General features: G+C 69.0%; 26 protein-coding genes and 1 rRNA gene. 15 read left to right on the forward strand and 12 right to left on the reverse strand.

Annotated features, from left to right (window positions below; genetic code table 11):
• Nucleotides 1-90: ribosomal RNA gene (rrf, locus tag BM362_RS44605) — 5S ribosomal RNA — on the forward strand; the annotation flags it as partial.
• Nucleotides 91-217: 127 nt separating this feature from the next.
• On the opposite strand, the gene BM362_RS44610 is transcribed toward rrf, so the two are convergent.
• Entirely contained in the window at nucleotides 218-532 is a 315-nt protein-coding gene (locus BM362_RS44610; RefSeq protein WP_425285778.1) for an Lrp/AsnC family transcriptional regulator, read from the reverse strand.
• Nucleotides 505-720, reverse strand: a complete 216-nt coding sequence (locus tag BM362_RS50880) for an Lrp/AsnC family transcriptional regulator (RefSeq protein ID WP_425285779.1) — start codon at nucleotides 718-720, stop codon at nucleotides 505-507. Before BM362_RS50880 ends, BM362_RS44610 begins: the two co-directional genes overlap by 28 nt.
• Here BM362_RS50880 and BM362_RS49800 point away from each other — a divergent pair.
• The 6 genes from BM362_RS49800 (at nucleotide 711) to BM362_RS44635 (ending at nucleotide 6491) form a co-directional block, all read left to right on the forward strand.
• Entirely contained in the window at nucleotides 711-881 is a 171-nt protein-coding gene (locus tag BM362_RS49800) for a hypothetical protein (protein WP_244287491.1), read from the forward strand. The genes BM362_RS50880 and BM362_RS49800 overlap by 10 nt on opposite strands.
• On the forward strand, nucleotides 878-1075 hold the full coding sequence (locus BM362_RS49805; RefSeq protein ID WP_244287492.1) for a rhodanese-like domain-containing protein: 198 nt from the start codon (nucleotides 878-880) through the stop codon (nucleotides 1073-1075). The genes BM362_RS49800 and BM362_RS49805 overlap by 4 nt, the downstream gene beginning before the upstream one ends.
• Complete coding sequence (locus BM362_RS44620) at nucleotides 1072-1821, forward strand: type 1 glutamine amidotransferase (RefSeq protein WP_093577260.1); 750 nt, start codon at nucleotides 1072-1074, stop codon at nucleotides 1819-1821. The genes BM362_RS49805 and BM362_RS44620 overlap by 4 nt, the downstream gene beginning before the upstream one ends.
• Nucleotides 1822-1915: 94 nt before the next feature.
• A complete protein-coding gene (locus tag BM362_RS44625) occupies nucleotides 1916-3046 on the forward strand; it encodes an inorganic phosphate transporter (RefSeq protein WP_067593065.1) in 1131 nt (376 codons plus the stop codon).
• A gap of 30 nt (nucleotides 3047-3076) precedes the next feature.
• On the forward strand, nucleotides 3077-6052 hold the full coding sequence (locus BM362_RS44630; RefSeq protein WP_093577261.1) for a bifunctional [glutamine synthetase] adenylyltransferase/[glutamine synthetase]-adenylyl-L-tyrosine phosphorylase: 2976 nt from the start codon (nucleotides 3077-3079) through the stop codon (nucleotides 6050-6052).
• 10 nt (nucleotides 6053-6062) lie between these two features.
• Nucleotides 6063-6491 (forward strand): acyl-CoA thioesterase, encoded by a 429-nt coding sequence (locus tag BM362_RS44635; RefSeq protein WP_067593059.1) that lies wholly within the window; start codon nucleotides 6063-6065, stop codon nucleotides 6489-6491.
• Nucleotides 6492-6514: 23 nt separating this feature from the next.
• Here BM362_RS44635 and BM362_RS44640 read toward each other — a convergent pair whose 3' ends face one another.
• Nucleotides 6515-7066, reverse strand: coding sequence for a TetR/AcrR family transcriptional regulator (locus tag BM362_RS44640; RefSeq protein WP_093577262.1), 552 nt, complete (start codon nucleotides 7064-7066; stop codon nucleotides 6515-6517).
• 232 nt (nucleotides 7067-7298) lie between these two features.
• On the opposite strand from BM362_RS44640, the gene BM362_RS44645 reads away from it, so the two are divergent.
• The 3 genes from BM362_RS44645 to BM362_RS44655 are packed head-to-tail and all read left to right on the forward strand — an operon-like array spanning nucleotide 7299 to nucleotide 10868.
• The gene (locus BM362_RS44645; RefSeq protein WP_067593053.1) at nucleotides 7299-7751 is read left to right on the forward strand and encodes a (2Fe-2S)-binding protein; all 453 of its coding nucleotides are present in this window, start codon (nucleotides 7299-7301) and stop codon (nucleotides 7749-7751) included.
• Nucleotides 7738-8700: an FAD binding domain-containing protein gene (locus BM362_RS44650; RefSeq protein ID WP_093577263.1), complete on the forward strand. Its 963-nt coding sequence runs from the start codon at nucleotides 7738-7740 to the stop codon at nucleotides 8698-8700. Before BM362_RS44645 ends, BM362_RS44650 begins: the two co-directional genes overlap by 14 nt.
• Complete coding sequence (locus tag BM362_RS44655) at nucleotides 8697-10868, forward strand: xanthine dehydrogenase family protein molybdopterin-binding subunit (RefSeq protein WP_093577264.1); 2172 nt, start codon at nucleotides 8697-8699, stop codon at nucleotides 10866-10868. The genes BM362_RS44650 and BM362_RS44655 overlap by 4 nt, the downstream gene beginning before the upstream one ends.
• Nucleotides 10869-11277: 409 nt before the next feature.
• On the opposite strand, the gene BM362_RS44660 is transcribed toward BM362_RS44655, so the two are convergent.
• Complete coding sequence (locus BM362_RS44660) at nucleotides 11278-12129, reverse strand: oxidoreductase (protein WP_093577265.1); 852 nt, start codon at nucleotides 12127-12129, stop codon at nucleotides 11278-11280.
• A 72-nt stretch (nucleotides 12130-12201) separates the two neighbouring features.
• Here BM362_RS44660 and BM362_RS44665 point away from each other — a divergent pair, with 72 nt between their 5' ends.
• Nucleotides 12202-12798: a TetR/AcrR family transcriptional regulator gene (locus tag BM362_RS44665; RefSeq protein WP_067593104.1), complete on the forward strand. Its 597-nt coding sequence runs from the start codon at nucleotides 12202-12204 to the stop codon at nucleotides 12796-12798.
• A gap of 277 nt (nucleotides 12799-13075) precedes the next feature.
• Nucleotides 13076-13963, forward strand: coding sequence for a hypothetical protein (locus BM362_RS44670; RefSeq protein WP_093577267.1), 888 nt, complete (start codon nucleotides 13076-13078; stop codon nucleotides 13961-13963).
• Nucleotides 13964-14015: 52 nt separating this feature from the next.
• Here BM362_RS44670 and BM362_RS49810 read toward each other — a convergent pair whose 3' ends face one another.
• The 8 genes from BM362_RS49810 to BM362_RS44710 all read right to left on the reverse strand — a co-directional run bounded on the left by BM362_RS49810 (nucleotide 14016) and on the right by BM362_RS44710 (nucleotide 20738).
• Complete coding sequence (locus tag BM362_RS49810) at nucleotides 14016-14447, reverse strand: hypothetical protein (RefSeq protein WP_244287493.1); 432 nt, start codon at nucleotides 14445-14447, stop codon at nucleotides 14016-14018.
• A 414-nt stretch (nucleotides 14448-14861) separates the two neighbouring features.
• Nucleotides 14862-16064 (reverse strand): RNA polymerase sigma factor, encoded by a 1203-nt coding sequence (locus BM362_RS44680; RefSeq protein ID WP_093577268.1) that lies wholly within the window; start codon nucleotides 16062-16064, stop codon nucleotides 14862-14864.
• Nucleotides 16061-16324: a YciI family protein gene (locus BM362_RS44685; RefSeq protein ID WP_425285780.1), complete on the reverse strand. Its 264-nt coding sequence runs from the start codon at nucleotides 16322-16324 to the stop codon at nucleotides 16061-16063. The genes BM362_RS44680 and BM362_RS44685 overlap by 4 nt, the downstream gene beginning before the upstream one ends.
• 247 nt (nucleotides 16325-16571) lie before the next feature.
• Complete coding sequence (locus tag BM362_RS44690) at nucleotides 16572-17399, reverse strand: dioxygenase family protein (protein ID WP_067593037.1); 828 nt, start codon at nucleotides 17397-17399, stop codon at nucleotides 16572-16574.
• 50 nt (nucleotides 17400-17449) lie between these two features.
• Complete coding sequence (locus BM362_RS44695) at nucleotides 17450-18385, reverse strand: helix-turn-helix transcriptional regulator (RefSeq protein ID WP_067593034.1); 936 nt, start codon at nucleotides 18383-18385, stop codon at nucleotides 17450-17452.
• A 74-nt stretch (nucleotides 18386-18459) separates the two neighbouring features.
• Entirely contained in the window at nucleotides 18460-18996 is a 537-nt protein-coding gene (locus BM362_RS44700; RefSeq protein ID WP_067593027.1) for a helix-turn-helix domain-containing protein, read from the reverse strand.
• Between the two features lie 13 nt (nucleotides 18997-19009).
• Nucleotides 19010-20515 carry a sodium:solute symporter family protein gene (locus BM362_RS44705; RefSeq protein WP_067593025.1) on the reverse strand — a complete coding sequence of 502 codons (1506 nt, stop codon included), beginning with the start codon at nucleotides 20513-20515 and terminating at the stop codon, nucleotides 19010-19012.
• Between the two features lie 4 nt (nucleotides 20516-20519).
• Nucleotides 20520-20738, reverse strand: coding sequence for a DUF3311 domain-containing protein (locus tag BM362_RS44710; RefSeq protein WP_067593022.1), 219 nt, complete (start codon nucleotides 20736-20738; stop codon nucleotides 20520-20522).
• A 173-nt stretch (nucleotides 20739-20911) separates the two neighbouring features.
• Between BM362_RS44710 and BM362_RS44715 the strand changes: the two genes are divergently transcribed.
• From BM362_RS44715 to BM362_RS44725, 3 genes are read left to right on the forward strand one after another with little or no spacing between them, the layout of a single operon-like run.
• The gene (locus tag BM362_RS44715; protein WP_093577269.1) at nucleotides 20912-22048 is read left to right on the forward strand and encodes an aminotransferase class V-fold PLP-dependent enzyme; all 1137 of its coding nucleotides are present in this window, start codon (nucleotides 20912-20914) and stop codon (nucleotides 22046-22048) included.
• Nucleotides 22045-23283 (forward strand): metal-dependent hydrolase family protein, encoded by a 1239-nt coding sequence (locus BM362_RS44720; RefSeq protein WP_093577270.1) that lies wholly within the window; start codon nucleotides 22045-22047, stop codon nucleotides 23281-23283. Before BM362_RS44715 ends, BM362_RS44720 begins: the two co-directional genes overlap by 4 nt.
• Nucleotides 23284-23318: 35 nt before the next feature.
• Nucleotides 23319-23969: an HAD family hydrolase gene (locus tag BM362_RS44725; protein WP_093577271.1), complete on the forward strand. Its 651-nt coding sequence runs from the start codon at nucleotides 23319-23321 to the stop codon at nucleotides 23967-23969.
• The last annotated feature ends 2 nt before the right edge of the window (nucleotides 23970-23971 follow it).

The raw sequence follows: 23971 nt of genomic DNA on the forward strand, positions 1-23971 counted from the left end.
CCCGGTCCCATTCCGAACCCGGAAGCTAAGCCTGACTGCGCCGATGGTACTGCAACCGAAGGGTTGTGGGAGAGTAGGACACCGCCGAACTCAACCTGAGAAGTCTGGGCCCCGGTCCGAGAACCCCCCGCGGTTCTCCCGGGGCCCAGACTCATGTCACGGACAAAACAAGGCCCGGAACCCCCGCGCGAGGACCCGGGCCTTCACCATGTTCAGGTCACAGCGACAGCCGGCGGCCTCGGACGGGAGACGAGAACACCAGCGAGGTCGTGGTCTCTCCGTAGCGCTGGGCCCGTTCTACGAAGCGCTCCAGCTCGGCCGTCGTGCGGCAGTGCACGCGGAGCAGCCAGCACTCGTCACCGGTCACGTGGTCGGCGTCCGTGATCTCCGGCAGCGGGAGGATCGCGTCGCGGAACTGCGGGCCGTCCAGGCTGCGGACCCGCACGATCGCCTGGATCGGGCGGCCCAGCTTCTCCGGATCGACCCGCGCCGCGTAGCCGGTGATTACCCCGCGCTGTTCCCAGCGGCGCACCGTTCGGTCACGGCTGGCGCAGAGCGCGAGACTCGGCGGCTGATTTCCGAGAACGTCAGGCGGTCGTCGGACTGGAGCAGCTCCAGCAGACGCCGATCAACATCGTCCGGCTCCACTGCGGCACCTTCTCCGAAACTCCAGGCCAACTGCCGTCCGGGCCCGGAAAACCCTGGTGAAGATGCTCGCATCCTCTCTCTTCTCCACGAATCTTCCGAGGGCCGTCGAGTACTTCGGGCGGGACCTCGCCCAAGGCCTCGCCGACGGCTACCTCCTCGTCGAGACCCGCGGCCCGGGGCATACGCCGAAGCTCACCTGCCGGGCGCGATCTGCTTGCCCTACCGGGAAATGACCGAGGAAAGCACCCGTGACCTCGACCGGAACCTCGTCTACGTCTGCTACTGCGAAAGCATTTACCCCAACGCCGCCAGCCAGGGCGCCTACCGGCTCGGCTTCACCGTGAAACGGCTCTCCGGCGGCAGCACGACCTGGCTCGCCCATGGCTATCCGACCGAAGCCGGGCAGCCCGTACCCTGGAAGTCGTGACTCGTCTGCTCATCATCCAGCCCGATGCCAGCGATCCCATCGGCCCGCTCGGGGAGTGGCTTGCCGAAGCCGGCGCGGAACTTGACGTGCGGCTGCCGCCGGAGCAGGAGTTGCCCTCAAGCCTTGACGGGTACGACGGGTTGATCTGTCTCGGCGGCGGCATGGGCGCGCTCGACGACGCGAAGCACCCCTGGCTCGCCGACGTCCGGAAGCTGCTCGCCACCGCGGCGGGGAACGCCGTGCCGACGCTCGCGATCTGTCTCGGTTCGCAGCTGCTCGCCGTCGCGACCGGCGGGCAGGTCGCGGAGGGCGAGTCCGGGCCCGAGGTCGGGCCGGGGCTGGTGTCCAAGAAGGACGCCGCGTGGGTCGATCCGCTCTTCGCGGACATGCCCTTCCTCCCGGACGTCCTGCAGTTCCACCGCGACGTCATCACTGTCCTGCCGCAGAGCGCCGAGCTGCTCGCATCCACGCCGAAGTACCCGCACCAGGCCTTCCGGATGAACCGTTGTGTCTACGGTGTCCAATTCCACATCGAAACGACGCCGGAGGTCGTCCGCGCCTGGGCCGAGGCGGCACCGGAAATGGCGGAACTCACCCGTCCGGGCGCGCTGGAGGAGGACGCCCTGATCTCTGCGCACGCGGACATCGCCGAGACATGGCGTCCGTTCGCGCGCCGGTTCGTCCAGGTGGCCGCCGGGCAGCTGGAGGCGGCTCCGGAAAGTCAACGCCAGTTGCCGCTGGCTTAACGGATGACGTCGGAATCACTTACGGCGAGTTAACGGTTCACCCAAACGGTCAGGTACCTTGCGAGAGGTATTTCCGTAGGGTTCGGAGGTCGGGGTGGACCCCTCGCTGCTCGTTGTCGTCGTGATCTGCACGGCGCTGGTTTTCGATTTCACCAACGGCTTCCACGACACGGCGAACGCGATGGCGACCTCGATCGCCACCGGAGCACTCCGGCCCCGCGTCGCCGTCGCGATCTCCGCGGTGCTGAACCTGGCCGGCGCGTTCCTGTCGGTCGAGGTCGCGAAAACGATTTCCAGCGGTCTCGTCGACGAGACGAGGATCGGGCCCGCCATCGTGTTCGGCGGGCTGATCGGGGCGATCGTCTGGAACCTCTTCACCTGGTACGTCGGCCTGCCGTCGAGTTCGTCGCACGCGCTGTTCGGCGGCCTGATCGGCGCGACCTGGGTGTCCGCGGGCGCGGACTCCGTCCACTTCGCCAAGATCGTGGACAAGGTGCTCATCCCGGCCGCGGCGTCCCCGATCATCGCGGGAGCGGCGGCGGCCGCGGTCACCTACCTCGTCTACCGGTTCCTGGTGCGCAAACGCGGCGGGCGCGGTTTCCGGGTCGGGCAGATCGTCTCGGCATCGCTGGTCTCGCTCGCGCACGGCACCAACGACGCGCAGAAGACCATGGGTGTCATCACCTTGACACTGGTAGCGGCTGGAAGTCTCCCTGCCGGGTCCGCGCCGCCTGTCTGGGTGATCATCAGCGCCGCGTCCGCGCTCGCGCTCGGCACGTATCTCGGTGGGTGGCGCATCACCCACACTCTCGGCAAGGGCCTGACCGACATCGAAGGCCCACAGGGATTTTCCGCGCAGACCAGCAGCGCCGTGGTGATCCTGCTGTCCTCGCACCTCGGTTTCCCGCTGTCGACCACGCACGTCTGCTCGGGCGGCATCATCGGCTCCGGCGTCGGCCGTCGCGAGGCTCCGGTGCGCTGGCGGATGGCGGGCCGGATGGTGCTCGCGTGGCTGTTCACGCTGCCCGCGGCGGCGATCGTCGGCGCGGCGGCGGGCAAGATCGCCTCGCTCGGCGAGGCCGGGACCATCGCGGTCGGCGTCGCCGGCATTCTCTTCGCGGCCGGGATTTACCTCCTTTCCCGCCGCAAACCCGTCACCGCACACAGCTTCCAGGTCCCCGAACCCTCCGCCGCCGAGACCGAACCGGACCGCCTGGCTGCCTGAACCCGCCCGGCTCCGGCTACGGTGTGAGCGATGGCAGAACGCGCGCGGACCACAGCTTCGGCGGCCAGGTACGGCTTCACTGACACCCGGGCCGACGGTCAACTGCGCGCTGCGGGCTGGTGGACCGAAGGCGGACCCGCCGACGGTGCCGCCGACGTCCTCCTCGCCCTCTCCCGCGCCGCGGATCCGGACCTCGCGCTAGCCGGGCTCGACCGCATTCGCGAGGCCGACGAACCCGGTTGGCCTGAGCTGGACAGCGCGCTCCGCGAGAACCGCACGTTCCGCGGTCGGCTCCTGGGCGTGCTCGGCACCTCCACCGCGTTGGCGGATTTCCTCGTCGCCAATCCGGGCGAGTGGCGTTGTCTCGCGGACAACCGGTGCACCGAACCGGCGAAGTTCGCGGAGCGGCTGCTTGAGCGGGTGCGCCAGGACGACGGGACGTACGTCACCGGGAGCGCCGCCGAATCCGAGCTGCGGGCAGGCTACCGCGGGCTGCTGCTCGGCATCGCCGCCGCTGACCTCGGCCACCTCGTCGAACCCGGGCTGGAGCACCCGCGGTTCCGGGACGTGGCCAGCGAGCTGACCACTCTCGCCGAGGCCGCGGTGCGGGCCGGGCTCGTGGTCGCCGAGCAGGAGGTCGGCGCGTCCGCCGAAGACACGCTCGCGGTGATCGCGATGGGCAAGACCGGCGGGCGGGAACTGAACTACGTCAGCGACGTCGACGTCATCTTCGTCGGGGCCGGCGACCTCGGCGTCGCGACCCGGCTGGCCAGCACGATGATGCGGCTGGTCGGCAACGCGTGCTTCGAGGTCGACGCGGCGTTGCGGCCGGAAGGCAAGAGCGGCGCGTTGGTGCGCACGCTCGAAGGGCACACCGCCTACTACCAGAAGTGGGCGAAGACCTGGGAGTTCCAGGCTTTGCTGAAGGCGCGTCCGGTGGCCGGCGACGCCGAGCTGGGCCGCCAGTACGCGGAGATGGTCGCGCCGATGGTGTGGTCGGCCGCGGACCGCGAGAACTTCGTGACCGAGGTCCAGCAGATGCGCCGGCGGGTGGAGGACCACGTCGCGTCGGAGCATCTCGAACGCGAGCTGAAGCTGGGCCGCGGCGGATTGCGTGACGTCGAGTTCGCCGTGCAGCTGTTGCAGCTCGTGCACGGCCGGGTGGATCCCGCGCTGCGCTCGTCGTCCACTTTGGAAGCGTTGGCCGCGCTTGGCGACGGCGGGTATGTCGGCCGCGCGGACGCGGCGGAGATGAGCTCGTCGTATGAGTTCCTGCGCACCGTCGAGCACCGGCTGCAGCTGCGTCGGCTGCGGCGGACGCACCTGTTCCCCGCCGCGTCGGACACCGATGAGCTGCGGATTCTCGCCCGCGCCTGCGGGATTCGGCCGATTCGCGGACGCAGTCAGGGCGAGGCGTTGCTTGCCGAGTTCCGCCGCCACGCGCAGGGGATCCGGCGGCTGCACGAGAAGGTGTTCTACCGTCCGCTGCTGCAGTCGGTGGCGAATGTGCCGACCGAAGCGTTGCGGCTCACCACGAAACAGGCTGCCAGCCGGCTCGCTGCCCTCGGGTACGCCGCGCCGGAAGGGGCGTTGCAGCACATCAAGGCGTTGACCGCCGGGGTGTCGCGGCGCGCGGCGATTCAGCAGGCGCTGCTTCCGGTGTTGCTCGATTGCCTGGCCGACACGCCGGATCCGGACGGCGGGCTGCTCTCGTATCGCAAGGTGTCCGAGGCGCTTCAGGACACACCGTGGTACCTGCGTGTGCTGCGTGACGAGGGCACTGTCGTCGAGCGGCTCGCTTTCCTGCTCGGGACGTCGAACCTGGTACCGGACTTGCTCGTCCGCGCGCCGGAAGTGCTGCAGCTGCTGGGAGATCCGGCTCGGTTGACCGGACGTACGCCAGCCGAAGTGGCGACGTCGCTTCGGGCTGCCGTACGCCGTCAGCCTGGGCTGAGCGCTGCGGTCACCGCTGCTCGGTCGCTGCGTCGGCATGAGCTGCTTCGTGTCGCGTGCGCGGATTTGCTGGGACTGCTGGATGTTCCGTCGGTCTGCGCAGCGCTGTCGAGCGTGTGGGTCGCGGTGTTGCAGGGAGCGCTCTCGGCGGCTTATCGGCAACGGCAGGCTGAGCTGGGGCGTACTCCGGCGACGATCGCGGTCATCGGCATGGGCCGGCTCGGCGGGGCGGAACTGGGTTACGGTTCGGACGCCGACGTCCTTTTCGTCTGCGAACCCGCGGAAGGGGTTCCGGACGCCGAAGCGGTGCGGTTCGCTTCGTCGGTCGCGGAGACGGTGCGGAAGATCCTTGGCGCGCCGAGCGCGGATCCGGCGCTGGTCGTGGACGCGGATCTCCGGCCGGAAGGACGCAGCGGGCCGCTCGTGCGGACGCTGGAGTCGTACCGCGCGTACTACCAGCGCTGGGGCGAGGTGTGGGAATCGCAGGCGTTGCTGCGGGCCCGGTTCGTCGCCGGGGACGAGGAGCTCGGCCAGCGGTTCATCGAGATGATCGACCCGTTGCGCTATCCGGAAGGCGGGCTCGACCCGACGGACGCGCGCGAGATCCGCCGGATCAAGGCCCGGGTCGAGACCGAACGGCTCCCGCGCGGAGCCGATCCGACGCGGCACACGAAACTCGGCCGCGGCGGTCTCGCCGACGTCGAGTGGACGGTCCAGCTCCTGCAGTTGCAGCACGCGCATGAGGTGCCCGGGCTGCGGACGACGTCGACTCTCGACGCGCTCACCGCCTTGGCCGAAGCTGGTCTCGCGCCTGCCGAATCCGTGGACTCGCTGCGCGAAGCCTGGCTGCTGGCCACGCGCGTGCGCAACGCGACGATGCTGGTGCGCGGCAAGGCAGCGGACGAGGTGCCCGGCACCGGCCGCGACCTGGCCGCGGTGGCGCGCGTGTTCGGCTACTCGGTGGACGACGACCCCGGCGAGTTCCTCGACGCCTACCGCCGTGTGACGCGGCACGCGCACGCCGTGGTCGAGGAACTCTTCTACGACAACTAGCCTGGACGTCGTGACCGACCGCGAACCGTTCCGCACCCGGATCAAGGTGCGCCACTACGAACTCGACACGCTGGGCCACCTCAACCACGCTGTGTACCACTCGTACGGCGAGGTTTCGCGGCTGGAAGTCTTCGAGGCGGCCGGCGGCAACACGCTGCACGAATCGCGTCTCGCGCCGGTGCTGCTCGAATCGAACATTGTGTACCGGCGGGAACTGCGCGCCGGGGACGTGGTGGACGTGACCTGCGACGCCTCGTTCGGCGACGGCAAGGTGTTCTGGATGACCTCGCGCATTGTGAAGCTGGACGGGACGCTTTCGGCCGAGATCAAGTGCACGCTGGGATTGATGGATCTGGAGAAGCGCAAGCTGGTGCCGGATCCGCGGGGGCATTTCGAGCGGGCCGGGGTGGATCTGAAGATTCTGTCCACTTCGGAGTGAGGCTTCGGGACGGGTCGCCGGAGTCAGTCCAGTCGCATCCCGTGCCACACCAGGTCCACCAGTCCCTCCGTCTCTGCCTGCCAATCTCCTTCCGGAGTAAGGAAAAACAGCCCGCCGAGGCCGCGCATCAGTGTTTCCGTCTTCAGGTCCGGCCGGATGGTGCCCGCTTCCGCGTTCGCCTTGCGCAGGGTGTCGAGCGCGTCGAGCATCCGGGTGTACGCCTGCGTCGGCAGTTCGCTCCGCGACGCGCGCAACGCGTTGGCCAGTCCGCGTTTCGTCATCATGTAGTGCGCCAGGTGGTCCACGATCCAGACGCGCAGCGCCTGATCGGGGGAATGCGTGGCGAGTAATTCGGGCACGATCTCGACGAGCCGGTTCACCTCGCGTTCGTAAACGGCCAGCACCAGCGACTCCGGCGTGGGGAAGTGCCGGTACACCGTGCCGACGCCGACGCACGCCTCCTTGGCGACCGCGTTGAACGACACTTCTCCTGCCCGGCTCACGGTTTCCGCCGCCACCGCGAGGATCCGTTCGTGGTTGCGCCGGGTGTCCGCCCGCCGCGGGCTCACCGGCATCGCGCCTCCCGCGTTTGCTTCGCCTGCCTGACCTGGAGCTGCTCCAGCGTCACCTGGACCAGCTCCACTTCGTTGCGTAGCGGATTCTAATCCGCTAGCCTCGGTCAAAGCGAGCCAAGCGGATGAATATCCGGTTTACCTCCGGCGGCTCGTGTTCCCGAAGGGCCGTCACCACCACCATCACGCCGCAGGACGTCCGCCGCGGACGTCCTGCGGGAAAGCGAACCCTACTGTGGACATTTCCCTTGAAGTCAATGGAAGAACCGAGCAGCTCGGCGTCGAGCCGGGAGTGACCCTCCTGGACGCGCTGCGCGAGCGGCTCGGCATCACCGGTCCGAAGAAGGGCTGCGACCGCGGTCAGTGCGGTGCCTGCACCGTGCACGTCGACGGCAAGCCGGTGCTGTCCTGCCTCACGCTCGCGGCCGCCGTGCGCGGTCCCGTCACCACCGTCGAAGGACTGTCCGCCGAGGACGAACTGCACCCGGTGCAGCAGGCGTTCGTGGACCAGGACGCGCTGCAGTGCGGGTTCTGCACGTCCGGGCAGGTGATGTCGGCGGTCGCCGCGGTGCGCGACGACGTGTCCGACGTGCGCGAGTTCATGTCCGGCAATCTGTGCCGTTGTTCGGCGTACCCGAACATCGTGCGCGCCGTGGAGCAGGCGAGGCAGGCCGATGCGACCGTTTGAGCTGACCGCACCCGCCACCGTCGAGGACGCGCTGGGCGGCGCGGGCACCTACCTCGCGGGCGGCACCACCCTGGTCGACCTGATGAAGCTCGACGTCCTCACGCCGCAGCAGGTGCTCGACATCAACGACCTGCCGCTGCGAGGCATCGACACCGCGGACGGCCTGCGCTTCGGCGCGCTGGAGCGGATGGGCGACATCGCCGCGCATCCCGGCGTGTACCCGGCGATCTCGCGCGCGTTGCTGCTCAGCGCGTCGCAGCAGCTGCGCAACATGGCCAGCATCGGCGGAAACCTGATGCAGCGCACGCGGTGCTCGTATTTCCGGGACGTCGCGATGCCGTGCAACCGGCGTTCGCCGGGCAGCGGCTGTTCGGCGATTTCCGGCGTCAACCGGATGCACGCGATCTTCGGAGCCAGCGATTCCTGCGTGGCCACCCACGCCAGCGATGTCGCGGTCGCGCTGGTCGCGCTCGACGCGGAGGTGGTGCTGGCCGGTGCCGAGGGCACCCGGACGGTCGCGCTGACCGAGTTCTACCGGCAGCCGGGCGACACCCCGGAAATCGAGCACGACCTGCGTCCGGGCGAGCTGATCACCGAGGTACGGGTGCCGCGGCTGGATTGGGCGGAGAACTCGACGTACGTCAAGATCCGCGACCGGCAGTCGTACGAGTTCGCGCTGTGCTCGGCGGCGGTCGCGCTCGACGTGCGCGACGGGAAGATCGCCGACGCCCGTGTGGCGGCGGGCGGAGTCGGGACGGTGCCGTGGCGGCTGCCCGCCGTGGAAGAGGCGCTGCGCGGCGCGGAGCTGACCGAGGAAGCCTTCACGGCCGCCGCCGCAGTGGCCGTCGAGGGGGCAAAGCCGTTGTCCGGCAACGTGTTCAAACCTTCGCTGCTGAAGCGGACGATCGTCCGCGCGCTGCTCGAACTGACCGAAGGGAGCCGGGCATGAGCGCGCGGCTGGACGGTCCGCGGAAAGTCACCGGCCAGGCCGATTACGCGCTGGACCGCACGTTCCCCGGCATGCTGTACGGGTACATCGTGCTCAGCACGATCGCGCACGGCGAGATCACCGCGATGGACGTGACCGCGGCGAAGAGCGCGCCCGGGGTGGTGAGCGTCTACAGCCCGTTCGACCCGCTCGAACTGCACCCGTTCAAGTCCCAGCTGATGGGGGACTTGTGGCTGCTGCTGCACGACCGGGACGTGATCTTCTACGGACAGCCGATCGGGCTGGTCGTCGCGGAGACGTTCGAACAGGCGCGGGACGCGGCGGGGCTGATCGAGGTCTCTTACCAGGAAAAGCCCGCGCTGACGTCGATGGAGGACGGGCTCGCGACGGCGGAGGACGCACCGGAGAGCCGGGGCAGCGCACCGTCGATCGAGGTGCTCGCCGACGGCGTCGAGTCCATTGCGGACGCACTGGCGCAGAGTTCGGTGGTCGTCGCGGAGACCTATCGCACCGCGACGCAGAACCACGCCGCGATGGAGCCGCATTCGGCGGTCGCGAAGTGGGACGGCGGCGAACTCTCCCTCTACAGCGGAAACCAGGCCAGTTACCTGCAAGCCACGGAAATGGCCGGGGTGCTGGGCATCGAGCCGTCGGCCGTGCACGCGGTGAACCCGTACGTGGGCGGCGCGTTCGGTGGCAAGGCGGGCACCTCGGCTCCGGGGATGCTGGCCGCGGCCGCCGCCAGGGCGCTCGACCGTCCGGTGAAGTGCGCGCTCACCCGCGAGCAGGTGTTCACGGCGACGGCGAACCGGCCGGCCACGGTGCAGAAGATCGCACTGGGCGCGGATCGCGACGGCACGTTGATCGCGGTGCGGCACGACTCCTGGTCGGCCACCTCGATGAGCCGGTCCTTTGTGGAGCCGACGTCGCACGGCACCTCGCGCGAGTGGTACGCGACGCAGAACCTGTCGATCAGCCAGAAAATGGTGCCGCTGCACATCCCGCCGGGCACGTTCATGCGTGCGCCCGGGGAGGCCTCGGGTTCGTTCGCGCTCGAAAGCGCTGTCGACGAGCTCGCGATCGCTTTGGACATGGATCCGATCGAACTGCGGAGGCGCAACAGTTCGCTCGCTCCTCCCGGGGTCGATCTGCAGTGGTCGAGCAAGCACCTCGACGAGTGCTACGAGATCGGGGCACAGCGGTTCGGCTGGGCGAACCGGTCGCCGCGGGGGCACGTCGACGGGGACTGGCTGGTCGGCATGGGCACGGCGACCGCGATGTTCCCGGGGCTGCGCTTCCCGGCGACGGTCGAGATCGTGCTCAACGCGGACGGGACCGCGGACGTGTCCACCGGCGGAGCCGACCCGGGCACCGGGCTGCTCACCGTGCTGGCCACGATCGGGGCCGAATCCCTCGACATCGACCCGGAACGCGTCACCCCGCACCTCGGCGATTCCCAGTTCGCGCCGGGCGGCATGTCCGGCGGCTCGACCGCCACGGCGAGCACCGGCACCGCGATCATGCTCGCGGCCACCGAACTGCTCGACGAGCTGGTGGCGCTCGCCGCCGAGCCGGGCGCGCCGTTCGAGGGCGAGGTCGTCACGTACGCGGAAGGGCTGCTGCACGGCAACCACGGCACCATGCCCTTCGGTGAACTGCTGCGTGCGATCGGCCGGGAATCCTTGTCCGCCAAGGGATCTTCGGCCCCGGGCGAGGAGATGACGAAGCATTCGTTCAGCTCGTTCGGCGCGCAGTTCTGCGAGGTCCGGGTGCACCGGCTGACCCGCGAGGTCCGGGTGTCGAGGATGCTGGGCGTCTTCGACGGCGGCCGGATCATCAACCCGACGCAGGCACGGAGCCAGCTGTCCGGCGGCATGATCTGGGGCGTGTCCGCGGCGCTGCACGAGGGACTGGAAACGGAGCCGAGCGGACGTCCCGCGAACGCGGACTTCGCGAGCTATCTGCTGCCGGTCAACGCCGACATCCCGGAAATCGACGTCCAGTTCGTCGAGTACCCGGACACGCTGCACAACGCGGTCGGAGCCCGCGGAGTCGGCGAGATCGGCGCGGTGGGCATGGCGGCCGCGGTGGCGAACGCGGTGTGCAACGCGACCGGGATCCGGGTGCGGAGCATTCCGATCATGATCGAGGATCTGCTGGTGGAGTGACCGGGAGGGGACGTCCGGGTGCGGGCGTCCCCTCCCGGGTAGCCGGGGCTGACGGCGCTCGGCGGGTTTGCGGGGCACCGGGGGAGCACGCCGGAGTGCGGAGTGCGGTGTGGGCTGGTCTCGGTGCGGTGGCGGGTGTGGTGTGCGCTGGTGAGTCCGCGGCGTGGCGGGCGGGTCCCGGCGGCTGTGGGAGCGGCTGATCACCGCGCTGCGGGGCCCGGCGATCCGCGAGATCGCGCCCGGCGATCCCGGTCCGGACACCGCGGCGCGCGCGAAGGTCGCCTGGTGCGCGGGAGAGCATCGGGGATGTCGCATCCTTCCGGAAATCGCCGAACCCGGTCTGCCTGCCGCGCAAGCGAAACACCTGGGAGGTGCCCGCCTCCCTCGCGGACACCCACCGCCGCGATGCTCAGCCCGGCAGCTGAGCCCCGTCCGGAAAGTCGGTGGACCGGCTCAGCTCCGCCCATTCCGAGATCTCCTTGTCGACCGCCGCGCGGCCGTTCGCGATGAGGCGGAGGGCGTCGGAGCCGAGGACCAGGTGCGCGGGCGGGTTCGGGACGTCGAGGATGTGCAGCACGGCTTCCGCGGCCTGGCGCGGGTTGCCGAGTTGTTTGCCGCTGGCCGCGAGGCGGTGTTCGCGGACCGGGTTCATCACCTGGTCGTAGTCCGGCACCGAACGGTCGGTGCGGACCATCGACCGGCCCGCCCAGTCGGTGCGGAACGACCCCGGCGCGATCGCCGTGACGTGCACGCCGAACGGAGCGACTTCCTTGCCGACCGTTTCGAGAATGCCTTCGACGGCGTACTTGCTGCCTTGATAGAAGGACGTGCCCGGCACGGTGATCAGCCCGGCCATCGACGTGACGCCGAGGATGTGCCCGCGCCTCCGCCGCCGCAGGTACGGCAGCACCGCCTTCACCGTCGCGACGACGCCGAACACGTTCACCTCGAACTGCGCGCGCAGCTCAGCCATCGTCGACTCTTCGAAGACACCCTCGTGGCCATACCCGGCGTTGGCGATGACTACGTCGATCGGGCCTACCTCGGCCTCGATCTCGTCGACGGTCTGGAACACCGCGTCGTCATCCGTGACATCGAGGATGCGTGCGAGGGACTTCCCCGGCTGGAGCTGCTCGAACTCCGCAGCGTCGGCCTGCTTGCGCACGGTGCCGACGACGGTGTGGCCGGCCTGGAGCGCGGCCTCGGCGAATGCCCGGCCGAGGCCCGAGCTGGCACCGGTGATCAGGAAGAGCTTGGTCATGCAGCCAACTTTACACCGTGTTGAGAAAAATCTGCACTGCGTCAAAAATAGTCAGCGTGATAGAACGTGCAGGTGGAAGAGCGAAGCACTCGCCGTCGGACCGCTCCGACCAAGGGGGATCTGCGCGAACGCGCGATTCTCGACGCGGCGGAGCAGCAGCTGAACTCGACGGGCGGGGCGGGCATGACCGTCGCCACGATCGCGCAGGACGCCGGAATCACCCGGGGCGCGCTCTACTTCTACTTCGGGTCCAAGAACGAGGTGCTCGCCGCGCTGGTCGAGCGGACGGTGACCGAACTGCGCGCCGAGGTCGACGCGGTGGACACGGCCGCGTCGGCTCCCGGCGACGCGGTCCGGCAGGGGATCGAGCGGACCGCCCGGATGTGGCGCGAGCACGGCACGGTGATGCGCACGGCGGTCGAGCTCTCCCCGTCGGTTCCGGCGATCGACCAGGCGTGGCGCTCGGCGGTGATCGCGCTCGCCGACACCATGGGGGGTGTCGCCGAGCGCGCCGGACTGCCGTCCGGAACCGCGGCGGAGGTCGCCGCGGCGCTGGTCTGGATGACCGAACGCGTCTTCTACCAGGCGTTTGTCGCGGACAGCTCGCTGGACGACGCGGCGGCGACGCTGACCCGGGTGTGGCTGTCGGCGCTCGGCATCCCGGCCTAGTCCATCGCGATGGCCCCACCGGGTCCGGTACGGCCTGCGGCACGTAGTCCCTGGTCGAGAAGACGCCCGCGGCGGGACCCCGATTACCGCCGCGACGAGGAGACCGTCACCCGTGTTCTGGGCGGGGGTTGCGAGGCAGGCCGAGGTCGTGCCCGCATGGACCAAGCGGGGGCGACATTGGGGCAACGACGGTTCTCCGGGCGACTTCCGGGCAACGTCATTCGGCGCTTCACGTCTTGAGGGTTAGAGATTCGCCAAAAGACACGGGGAGCATGAAATGGGATTCACCGCGATGAAGTCGATGAAGCTGGTCATGGTCGGCGGGGCGGTCGCCGCGACTGCTTTGCTTTCCGCGTGCAGCGGAAACAATGTCGACGGAAATGGTTCCGCGGCGAAGAACGTTTCCGCCGCGGCGGCCGTCAAGCAGAATCCGCAGGGCGGTTCGGCCGGCGCGGCGGGCACCGCGGCCACCTCGAACGGCGATGTCAACTGCAGCAAGCTCGGCGGTCAGGTCGGCCCGGCGGACGGTCCGAAAATGGATCTGATCGCCGTGCAGAGCAACGACGGAACCATTCCGGGCTGTACCGAAGCATTCGATGTCATGATGAAGTACTACGAATTGGCGCCGACGCAGGGCGAGGGTCCCGGCCGCCGGGTGCTCGACATCGACGGGCATTGGACCTGTGCGCTGGGCGCGGGAGACGAATTCGCCCAGGGCGTCGTGAATTGCGGCAAGGACGGCGGCACCGAGTTCATGATCAAGACCGCGCCGGCCGGGGGCACGGGCGGCCAGCAGCCCGCCGCCCCGGCGCGCCGCTTCCCGGACACGACGCAGACCGTGCAGTTCACCGGGTTCGACCGTTCGGTCAACATGGCCCAGTTCCAGCTGATCACCTGGCAGAAGGGCGGTCCGGACAACGGCCACTCCGTTCCCAGCGACCCCAAGATCTACCGCCTGCCGGTCAGCAAGACCACCCAGGTGTTCGGCGCGGCCGAACTGTGCCCGGGCAGCGAGGTCGCCCTCGACCCGCAGGGCCGCGGCACGAACCCGTGCACCGAGCAGGCCCTGATGGAGGCGCTGACCGGCCCGACCCCGCCGCAGGCCGAGATCCACGTCGACAAGAACGACAACATCGACGTCGTGAAGGAGCTTTACCGTCCCTGAGCGGATGACTGACGCGAACCGGCGGCCGGGTATTCCTGGCCGCCGGTTCGCGTTACGCGTCGAGTTTCCGCTGCCCGGAATCGAAACTGCGCAACGCGGCGCCGACGGCCGCGGCGACGGTGATCTCGTAGACCTCGTCTTCCTGGTATTTCGTGGTCAGTTCGGCGAAATCGGCATCCGTGAGCCGGTGAGACGCGTCGCGGACCTTGGCCGCGAACGGCCGCAACGGCGCGGGCAAGCCGTCCCCGCTCGCCGCCGCTGTGCGAAGCGCCTGGTCGGTTACCGCGGGCGCGGTGAACACGGAATACCGCATGTTCTCCACCGGATCCTCGTGCTTGCCTGCCGGACCATCGGCGAGCAGGAAGCCGGGGAACCGGTACCCGAATTTGTGCAGGGCACGGGTTCCGCTCTCCAACTGGCCTTCGCGCAGCACGAAGCCGAACGCGTTCGCGAGCCGGTTCACGATGTTCCACACCAGGTTCACCCGCAGTGCCTCGCGAATCGCCTCCGGCGGGAGATCCGGCAGAGGCGATCTGGTCCGGATTCAGCGTGACGGTCTCCAGGAACGCCCGAACGGTGCGCACCTCAGGGCGCGCCGCGTCTGGTCGCGACGGGTCGATCTCGCCTTGTCCGGCGATCCGGGTCAGCTCCGCGTGCGAGTCGATGCAGAACGGGCACTCGTGCAGCAACGCCGTTGACATGGCGAGAAATTCGCGTTCCCCGGCCGTCCAGTACGACGGGCCGCGCATCGCCGGAGCGGTGAGATCCAGCAGCGTCCGGGTGAGGAAACCGGGACGGTACAGCAGCATCTTCACGATGTCCGGCGGCTGTTTCGAGGTAACAGACAGGAACAGCCTGGCCCGCAGGCGATGTCCGTTGTCGAGAATGGACAGTCTCATCAGGACTCCAAGATAGCTAAGCGGCCCGCGAGGAAACGCCGGTCGGCTGGATTGACAGCGAGTTCGCGGGCCCGCCGGTAGGCGGCCATCGCCTCGTCGGTGCGGCCGAGGCGGCGCAACAGGTCGGCGCATGCGGCGTGCATCAGGTGATACCGGTCGAGCCCGTCGATCCCGTCGATAAGCGCCAGACCTTCTTCCGGGCTGGTGGCCATGACGACCGCGACGGCGTGGTTCAGTGCGATCACCGGCGACGGACTCGTTTCGTGCAACCGCTGATACAACCCGGCGATCGCCGCCCAGTCGGTGTCCGCCGTGGAACGAGCCCGCGCGTGCTGCACGGCGATGGCGGCCTGCAACTGATCCGGCCCAGGCATCTGGAAGCGCAGTGCACGGTCCAGCAACCTGATAGCTTCGGCGATTTCGCTGTAGTCCCAACGACTTCGGTCCTGGTCTTCGAGCAACACGAGGTCGCCGTCCGGTGCGTAGCGAGCGGCGGTGCGCGAATCGTGTGCGAGCAGCAGCGAAACCAGGCCGAGCGCTTCGGGTTCGTCCGGCATGAGCGTCGCGACCAGTTTCGCCAGCCGGATCCCTTCCTGTTGCAGCTCCCGATGTTCCGGAGCGGTGTACCCTTGAGTGAAGATCAAATACAGCACCGCCAAGACCCCGGACAACCGCTCGGGCAGCAGATGATCGGCTGGCACGGCGAGGCTGATCCCGGCGTCGCGGATCTTGCGTTTGGCCCGCACCAGCCGCTGCGCCAGCGTCGCCTCGCTGACCAGGAACGTCCGCGCGATCTGCCCCGCGGTCAGCCCGGCCACTGCTTGCAGGGTCAACGCGACGCGCGCCTCCTCGGCGAGCGCGGGGTGGCAGCAGGTGAAGACGAGGCTGAGCCGTTCGTCGCCGATCGCGAGCAGGCTGTTCTCGGACGGTTCCACCGCGGCCTCCGGCTGTTCCCCGAGCTGAGCGAGCTTCTCCCGACCGCGGCGGGCGCGCCGGAGCCGGTCGATCGCGCTGTTGCGGGCGGCGGTCAGCAGCCACGCTACGGGGTCGTCCGGCGGCTCGCCGCCCCAGTAGCGCAGGGCGAGCGCGCACGCGTCCTGGAGTGCGTCCTCGGCGAGTTCGAAGTCGCCGAGGGCGCGGACCAGCGCCGCGAGCATCCGAGCCCGGTGCACGCGGTAGGTCTCCCGCAACGACGAGGTCATGCCTGGTGCGAGAGCCCTGGCACGCTGGCGACCGGGCGCACCTCGACGGTGCCGACCGCGGCCATCGGGCACAGTGCGGCGAGTTCGAGAGCTTCGTCGAGATCGCGGCAGTCCAGGACGTAGACGCCGCCGAGATGCTCGTGGGTCTCCAGGAACGGCCCGTCGGTGATCAGCGTCTTTCCCCGCGGACGCTGACCGTGGTGGCGGTGTGCTCGCCTTGCAGCGGATGCTCGGTCACGTTCGCCCCGCGTCGGCGGCATTCGTCGGCGAACGCGTTCACCCTGGCCAGCGCGTCCGGGAAGGCCGGATCGCCGGGTTCCGGGCGGTCGCAGTTGTAGATCACCGGCAGGTACCGCAGGTGTCCTCCGAGGGCCGGTCCGGCGAGTTCGTCAGTGGAAGACGAACGCGTCGACCGTAACTCGACAGCACGAGCCGGGCTTCCCGGAAATTCCCGGAAAACGGAGAACGGCGGGCCCGGGGGAGCCCGCCGTTCTCGCGAGGAGGGGATCAGCCCTTCTGCCACAACGCTGGCGCGTTGGGCGGTTCCCAGCCCTGCTGGGCGGTGTGGCCTTGCCGGCACACGTAGCTGACCCCGTTGAACGTGACGCGAGTGCCTGCGGGGTACGAGGTGCCCGCGGTCCAGGACGTCCCGCCGGGCTGACCGGTCGGCGACGTCGGACTCGTCGTGGGCCCGCCGGTCGGCGTCTGCTGGACGTTGAGCACGAAGTCGAACGCGGCCTCCTTGGCGTTGTTCGGAGCGTCGCGGACGGTCATGAGCAGCCGCGAGTCGAAGATCGTGTCGGTGTTGTTCCGCGGCTCGCCCGGGAAGTACAGCTGGGTCGTCAGGATCGGCTCCCCGGGGGCCTGGACCTTGACGTGGATGTGCCGCGTCCGGCCGGGGTAGAGGCCGGGCACGATCGTGGACAGCTTGAACTCGCCGAGGTCGTTCGTGTACTGGTGGCCGCGGAAGGTGTAGCCGACGTTGTCGTAGGCGCCGTTGACGTCTGCCTGCCAGAAGTCCAGCAGCGCGCGGCCGATCGGCTGGCAGGACAACCCGAAGACGTAGCCGCTCACGGTGAGCCGCTGGCCTGGGGTGTTCTGGTCGACGAGCACGCCGCGCTCGGGCGAGTTCGGCTTGAAGTACGGGCCCTCGATCTGGTCGACGGTCGGTTCGTCGCCGTCGTGGCAGTACGGGGTCGGCTCGACCTTCTGCCCGCCCGCGAAGTTCGTGCGGGCCAGGGCGGGACCGCCGACGAGTGCGACCGGTGCGGCGACTCCGGCGGCCAGCGCGGCCTTGAGCACTGCCTTGCGGCTGAACTTTCTGTCTTCGTCCATGCCTGCTCCTCGGTGGGGGCTCGGGATTCCCCTCGACGGTAGGGAGGAGATCAGCCCGCGGCGATGGACGGAGTCATGCAGTCGTGGTGAATCTTCGGGGCGGTGTCGCCGGTCCGGCGGAATCCGCCGGGGCTCAACCCGGTTTCGCGCCGGAAGAACCGGCAAAAGTAGGCCGGATCGGCGAATCCGACGCGGCTGGCCACCTGCCGCACGGACAGATTCGTCCGCAGCAGGAACCGTTTCGCCTCCTGAGTCCGCGCTTCGCGGACCAGTTCCGCCGCGGTGCGCCCGGTTGCCGCCTTGACGGCCTCGGTGAGGTAGCCGGGAGTGACGCCGAGCCGTTCGGCGTGCGCGCGCACCGACCAGAGTCCCAGCTCGGATTTTTCGGCCTGCTGCGCGAATTCCGCCGCTACCGCGCGGGCGCGGGCGGGCGCCGGCGCGGGCGGGATCCCGGGGAGCCGTCCGGCGCGCACGATCAGCACGTGCAGCAGCGCGCGCAGCACGGATTCGCCGTCCTCGCCGCCGCGGCGGAATTCCTCCTCGAGTTCGGCGATCAGCCGCGCGGTCCGGTCGTGCTCGGTCCGGTCCAGTTGCAGCCACGGCCGTTCGCGCAGCCTGCGCAGGGTTTCGCGGTCGGCCGGATGGTCGAAGAGGAAATCGTCGGTGAACAGCACGAGCGATCCGGCGAGTTCGCTCGCCTCCCAGTGGTGCACCTGGCCCGGTGTGACGACGCCGAGGTGCGGCGGGCGCAGCTCCCACCGCGTCAGGTCGACCACGTGCGCGCCGGTCCCTCCGGTGACGAGCACGATTTCGTGGAAAGTGTGCCGGTGCGGGAATTCCGCCCGCGACAACGGTCCGACCGCGTCGAAAGACCCGACCGCGAACGGCACCGCGCCGGGTGCGGGCACCTCAAGCCGGTGCAGCGGAAGTTCACCGGTTTTGACCGGTCGGCAGCACATTCCCGGGGGCACCGTCGTCCCTCGCATCAGTCCGTCCTTTTCGCCGGTTTCGGAACGAAAAGTCTAGACCAATTTCGCTGCGGACACCTCCGCCGGAAGTATCAGTAACTCGGTGGAGTGACGCTCACCAGGAAGCGGGCGGTGGTCCGGCCGTCGTTGCGGAAGCGGTGCGGGATGGTCGAATCGAAGTGGCAGCTGTCGCCGGTCTTGAGCACGTGCGTCTGCTCGCCGACCTGGACGGTGAGCCGTCCGGCGATGACCACCACGCATTCCTCGGACGGATGCGAGCGCAGTTCGTCGGACGAGACCCCGCCGGGTTCGAGCACGCCTTCGAGCACCTCGAGCTTCGCGCCGCCCGGCGAGGCGCGGGTGTAGGTGATCGCGTGGTGCGGCGAGGAGATCCGGTACCGGTCGTCGTGCCGGATCACCGCGACGGTTTCCTCGTCCGGCTCCTGGAACAGGCTGAACAGCGGAATGTCGAGCACCTCGGCGATCCGCCGCATGGTTTCCAGGCTGGGGTCGGTGACGCCCCGCTCGACCTGGCTGATCAACCCGGTCGACACTCCCGCCTGGTCGGCAAGCTGGCGCACGGTCAGCCCGCGCAGGGTGCGGAACTCGCGGATCCTCGTCACGGTCACCCGATCATTATCGTCAAACGGTGCTTCGGCGCAGGTCACCGGCCTCCGCGGGTCCCGCTGGGCGGTCCCCCGCCCCGACCTCGACCGCGGTTCGCGAGGGCGGCCGGGTCACCAGGCTGACCGCCACCGTCACGATCAGGTTGACGACGAGCGCGGGCAATCCGACGACGGTTCCCGCCGGCATGGTGTGCGCGACGAGCGAGCCGAGCGCGGGCACACCGACGATCAGTCCGCCGCACAACGCACCCGCCGCCAGCCCTGGCGCGGTGACCCGGCGCCACAGCATCGAAAGGAACAGCGCGGGAGCCAGCTGTCCGACGGCGCTGTACACGTTCGTCATGATGCTCAACAGCTTTTCGTTGCTGTGTGCGACAAGAAGTACGGAAAGCGCGGTGAAAACGAGAACTCCCACGCGCATCGCAGTCAGCGACGAGGCCCATCTCGCCGACCGGGCCCCGAGCACGTTGCGGGTGAACAGACTGCTGGCCGCGAGCACCAGCACCGCGGTCGGCACCAGCGCGACGAGAATGCCCGCGCCGCCGAGCAGTCCGATGACCCATTCCGGGTACTTCTCGCGGACGAAAATGAGCAACGACGCGTTGGCCTGTTTGCCGGTCAGCTTCGGCAGTGCGAGCACCGCGGCGAGCGCGATCATCACGATCAGGACGTAGAACAGCGAATACAGCGGCTGGACCACCTGATTGCGACGGATCGTCGCGACGTCCTTCGCGCTGTAGGACACCTGGAACATGTGCGGCAGCGCGAACGAGCCCAGTGGCGTGAGCAGCAGGAAACTCATCCACCACCAGGTGTTCGTGGCCGTCGACCCGTGGAGTCCGGGCAGTGTCGCGCCGCTCGGATGCGCTTGTTTCATCGCGTCGAACACGCCCAGCGGACCGCTGACGCCTGCCGCGTCCGCCGCGCCGATCGCGACCACGAGCAGGATCGCGATCAGCAGCACGTCCTTGACGATCGCGGTGAACGCGGCACTGCGCATCCCGCCGACCAGTACGAATCCGGCGACCAGCACCCCGCCGGCGATGACGTAGGCCAGCGACGGGACCTCGCTGCCGAACAGGCTCGCCAGGATCAGGCTGAGCCCGGTCAACTGGACCTGCGCGTACAGCAGCAACGCGACGATGCCGAAGACCGCGACCAGGCCGCCGAACCAGCGGGCTTCGAAGCGGGTGGTGAAGTAGTCGGCCATGGTGACCAGGCCGTGCTGCTTGCCCGCGCGCCAGATCTTCGGCACCACCCAATAGCCGACCGCCGCGGTCAGCACGACCGTGCCGAGGACGTAGAACCCGGGCGCGCCGTCGCTGAACACGCCCTGTGACGCGCCGAGCAGCGCGAACGTGGTGAACGTTTCGCCGACCAGCAGGAACCAGAACAGCCAGGTGCCGAACCGGCGTCCGCCGACGGACCATTCCTGCAGATTCATCGCCCGGCCGCGCGCGGCGGCGACGGTGCCCCAGACGATCGAGCCGACCGCGATGAGAAGAGCGAGCGCCAGTGCCATCGCGTCACACCCGGTCCAGGTCGCCGCGGCGGCGGTCGATCGCGTAGACGAGACCGATCGCGCCCGAGCCGATCAGCACGCCCGCGGTCATCCACACCAGCAGGAACGGGATCGAGCCGAAGACGTAGCCGATCCGGTTGACCAGCGGGATCGCCGCGACGCACCACGCGAACGGGACGACGAGCAGCAGCCAGTGCCATCGGCGTTTTCCGGGTCGGGTCATGATCGCTCCTCAGCTACCCGCGTCGCCATGTTCAGCCTGGATGAATGTGCATCAGTGTGAGCGATGAGTTGTGTCGCGTCAATGACGACAATCGGGGTGACGCGAGAGAGGCTTGCGCAGTGGAAGTGCGCGCTGTTCACTGTGGCTGACGGCAGCTCTCGCGGAGGTGACTCGTGGATCCCGACCGGTTCCGTGCCCAGTTCCCCAGTTTGGCCGACACCACGCACCTGGCTTCGTGTAGTCAGGGCGCGGTTTCCGCGCAGGTCACCGCGGCGTTGGGGGAGCTGGCGTATTCGCTGCGCGACCAGGGTGCGCCGTGGGGTCCGTGGATGACTGAAGTCGAGCGCTTGCGCACTGCCGCGGCAGGTTTCCTCCACGCGCAACCGGACGAGATCGCTTTGGTGCCCTCTGCGTCGCACGCCGCTTTCCAGGCGGTCAACGCGGTCGACTTCGACGACGGCGGCGTGATTGTGTCGATGGCGTCGGAATTTCCGAGCGTCGGACAGGTGCTGCACGCGCGACGTCCGGCGCGCGAGCAGATGCGGTGGGTCAGCCAGGACGCGATGCGTTCGCTCGGCGTGATCGAGGCTTACCGCGCCAAGATCGACTCGTCGACTCGGCTCGTTTCGATTCCGTTCGCCTTGTACACCAATGGTTCCTTGCAACCGGTGAACGAGATCGCCAAGCACGCGCGGGCGGTCGGCGCCCGAGTTCTGGTCGATGCCTATCAGGCGGCCGGCGTCGTCCCCGTCGACCTCACGCGACTGGACTGCGACTACCTGATCACCGGCACCCTCAAGTATTTGCTCGGCCTGCCCGGAATCGCGGTGCTGTTCGCCCGCTCCGGCGTCGAAGACCACCAGCCGCCGCGGATGACCGGCTGGTTCGGCCGCGTCGATCCGTTCGACTTCGACCCCGCGCTCCTCGACGTCCCGGCCAGCGCCCGCCGCTTCGAATCCGGCACCCCCGGAATCCCCGCCGCCTACGCCGCCCGAGCAGGCATCGAAGCCCTCAGCCAACTCGACCCCGGGCCAGCCTGGGCGCACGTCGAACGCCTGGTCGCGGAAACGACCGAACGCCTCGCCGCCGCGGGCGAAACGCTGAACGGGCCCGCTCCCGACGCTCGCCCCGGCCCGCAAGTCGCACTGGTCGACGCCGATCCCGTTGCCCTGGCGGACTTCCTGGCCGCCCGCCGCATCGTCACCGCGCCACGCGGATCGAACCTCCGGATCTCCTTCCATTGCTACAACACCATCGACGACATCGACCGCCTGTGCACGGCGCTCGCGGAATACCGGAGGCACGCATGATCCTCACCGCCGCGCGGCTGCTGACCGATGCGTCCGCCCCGCTGATCCACGACGCCGCCGTCGCCGTCTCAAATGGCGTGCTCACCTATGCCGGACCACGGAAATCCGCTCCGGACGGCCTGGCGACCGACCTCGGCGACGTCACCCTGATGCCCGGATTGATCGACTGTCACGTCCACCTCTGCCAGGACCCGGGTTCCGGCGAAGTCACCCTGGAAATGTCCAGCGATCACGACGCACTGAGCCGCCGGATGATCGCCAACGCGCAGCGATTGCTGGACGCCGGGGTCACCACCGCCCGCGACCTGGGCGCACCCGGCACCCTGGGCACCCGGGTACGGGACCGCCTTGCCGCCACCCCGAACGCCACCCCTCGAATCCTCGCCGCGAACGCTCCGATCACCGTCACCGGCGGCCACGCCGCGTCCATGGGCGGCATCGCGGACGGTGTCGACCAGGTCCGTGCGACGGTCGAACAGCACGCGGAGGACGGCGTCGACCTGATCAAAGTCATGACCACCGGCGGCTTCATGACCCCCGGCAGCCATCCGTCGGAAGCGCGCTACACCGTGGACGAGCTGACCGCTTTGGTGGCCGAAGCACACGCCCGTTCGTTGCCGGTCACGACGCACGCGCTGGGCGTCGAAGGCATCGAACGAGCCGTGCTCGCCGGAGTCGACTGCATCGAACACTGTGGCTGGGTCACCCGTACTGGTACGGAATTCGATCCGCGAATCGCCGAGATGATCGTTTTACGTGGCATCGCCGTGAGCCCGACCATGAACACCGCCTGCACCGCGGCGGACTACATGTGCCCGTGGGACGAGCGCGACGCCGTAGTCGGCAACCTGCGCGCCCTGATCTCCCTGGGAGCCATCATCGTCGCCGGAACCGACGCCGGAATCCCGTTAGTGCATTTCGAACGCTACGCCGACTGCCTGGACACCTTCGCCGAAGCCGGAATGACCCCGCGGCAAGCGATCGCCAGCGCCACCTCGGTCGCCGCCGGCGTATGCGGCCTGGCGGACGTAACCGGTCGGTTGGCGCCCGGCCTCCGCGCGGACGTCATCGCGGTGGACGGCGACCCGACCGAGTCGCTGGCCTCGCTGCACCACCCGCGTTTCGTCCTGGCTGACGGTCTTCGCCACGAAATTCGCGGCACCGACCTGGGAACCGGCGATTCGGCCGCTCGGGAGCGAATCCGCCGAAACCTCGAACAGGGAGCCGGACGATGACAGAATGAAAGATCCGCTGTCCGGAGGGGGACTTGATGCTTTTCGACTGGACGCCACAGGCTGTGGTCTTCGACTGCGACGGCCTGCTGATGGACACCGAACCCTGCTGGTCCGTCGCCGAAACCGAGCTTTTCGCCCGTCGTGGCCTTCCGTTCGGGCCGGAGCAGAAGGCGCTGGTCATCGGCAAGTCGGTCGCTGCGGCGGCCGGCACGATGGCCGACGTGTTCGGCGAACCGGGCAACGGTCCCGCGATCGCGGACGAACTGCTGGCCATGGTGACCGACGTGGTATCCGCCAAAGCCGAAGCGATGCCCGGAGCCCACGAGCTGGTCGAACTGGCCGCCGCCGCGGTGCCGGTCGCCGTGGCCAGCAATTCGCCCCGCGCGCTCCTGGAAGCCGCGTTGAAGCGAGGCGGCTTCGAGTTCTCGATCAGCGTGGCCGCCGACGAGGTCGCCGCGCCTAAGCCGGCTCCGGAGATCTACCTGACGTCCTGCGCCCGGCTGGGCGTGGCTCCGGCGTCGGCCCTCGCGTTCGAGGACTCGATGACCGGCCTGCGGTCCGCCCGCGCCGCTGGCGTGCCAGTGGTCGGCGTCCCGACGCTGTCCGGCACCGAATTTCCGGCCGACGTCGTGGTCCCGTCCCTGCGAGACGCGGACCTCCTGTCCTGGATCCGGCGGTGGCGCTAACC

Origin of the sequence: Amycolatopsis rubida (assembly GCF_900115345.1) — a bacterium.
GTDB lineage: Bacteria > Actinomycetota > Actinomycetes > Mycobacteriales > Pseudonocardiaceae > Amycolatopsis > Amycolatopsis rubida.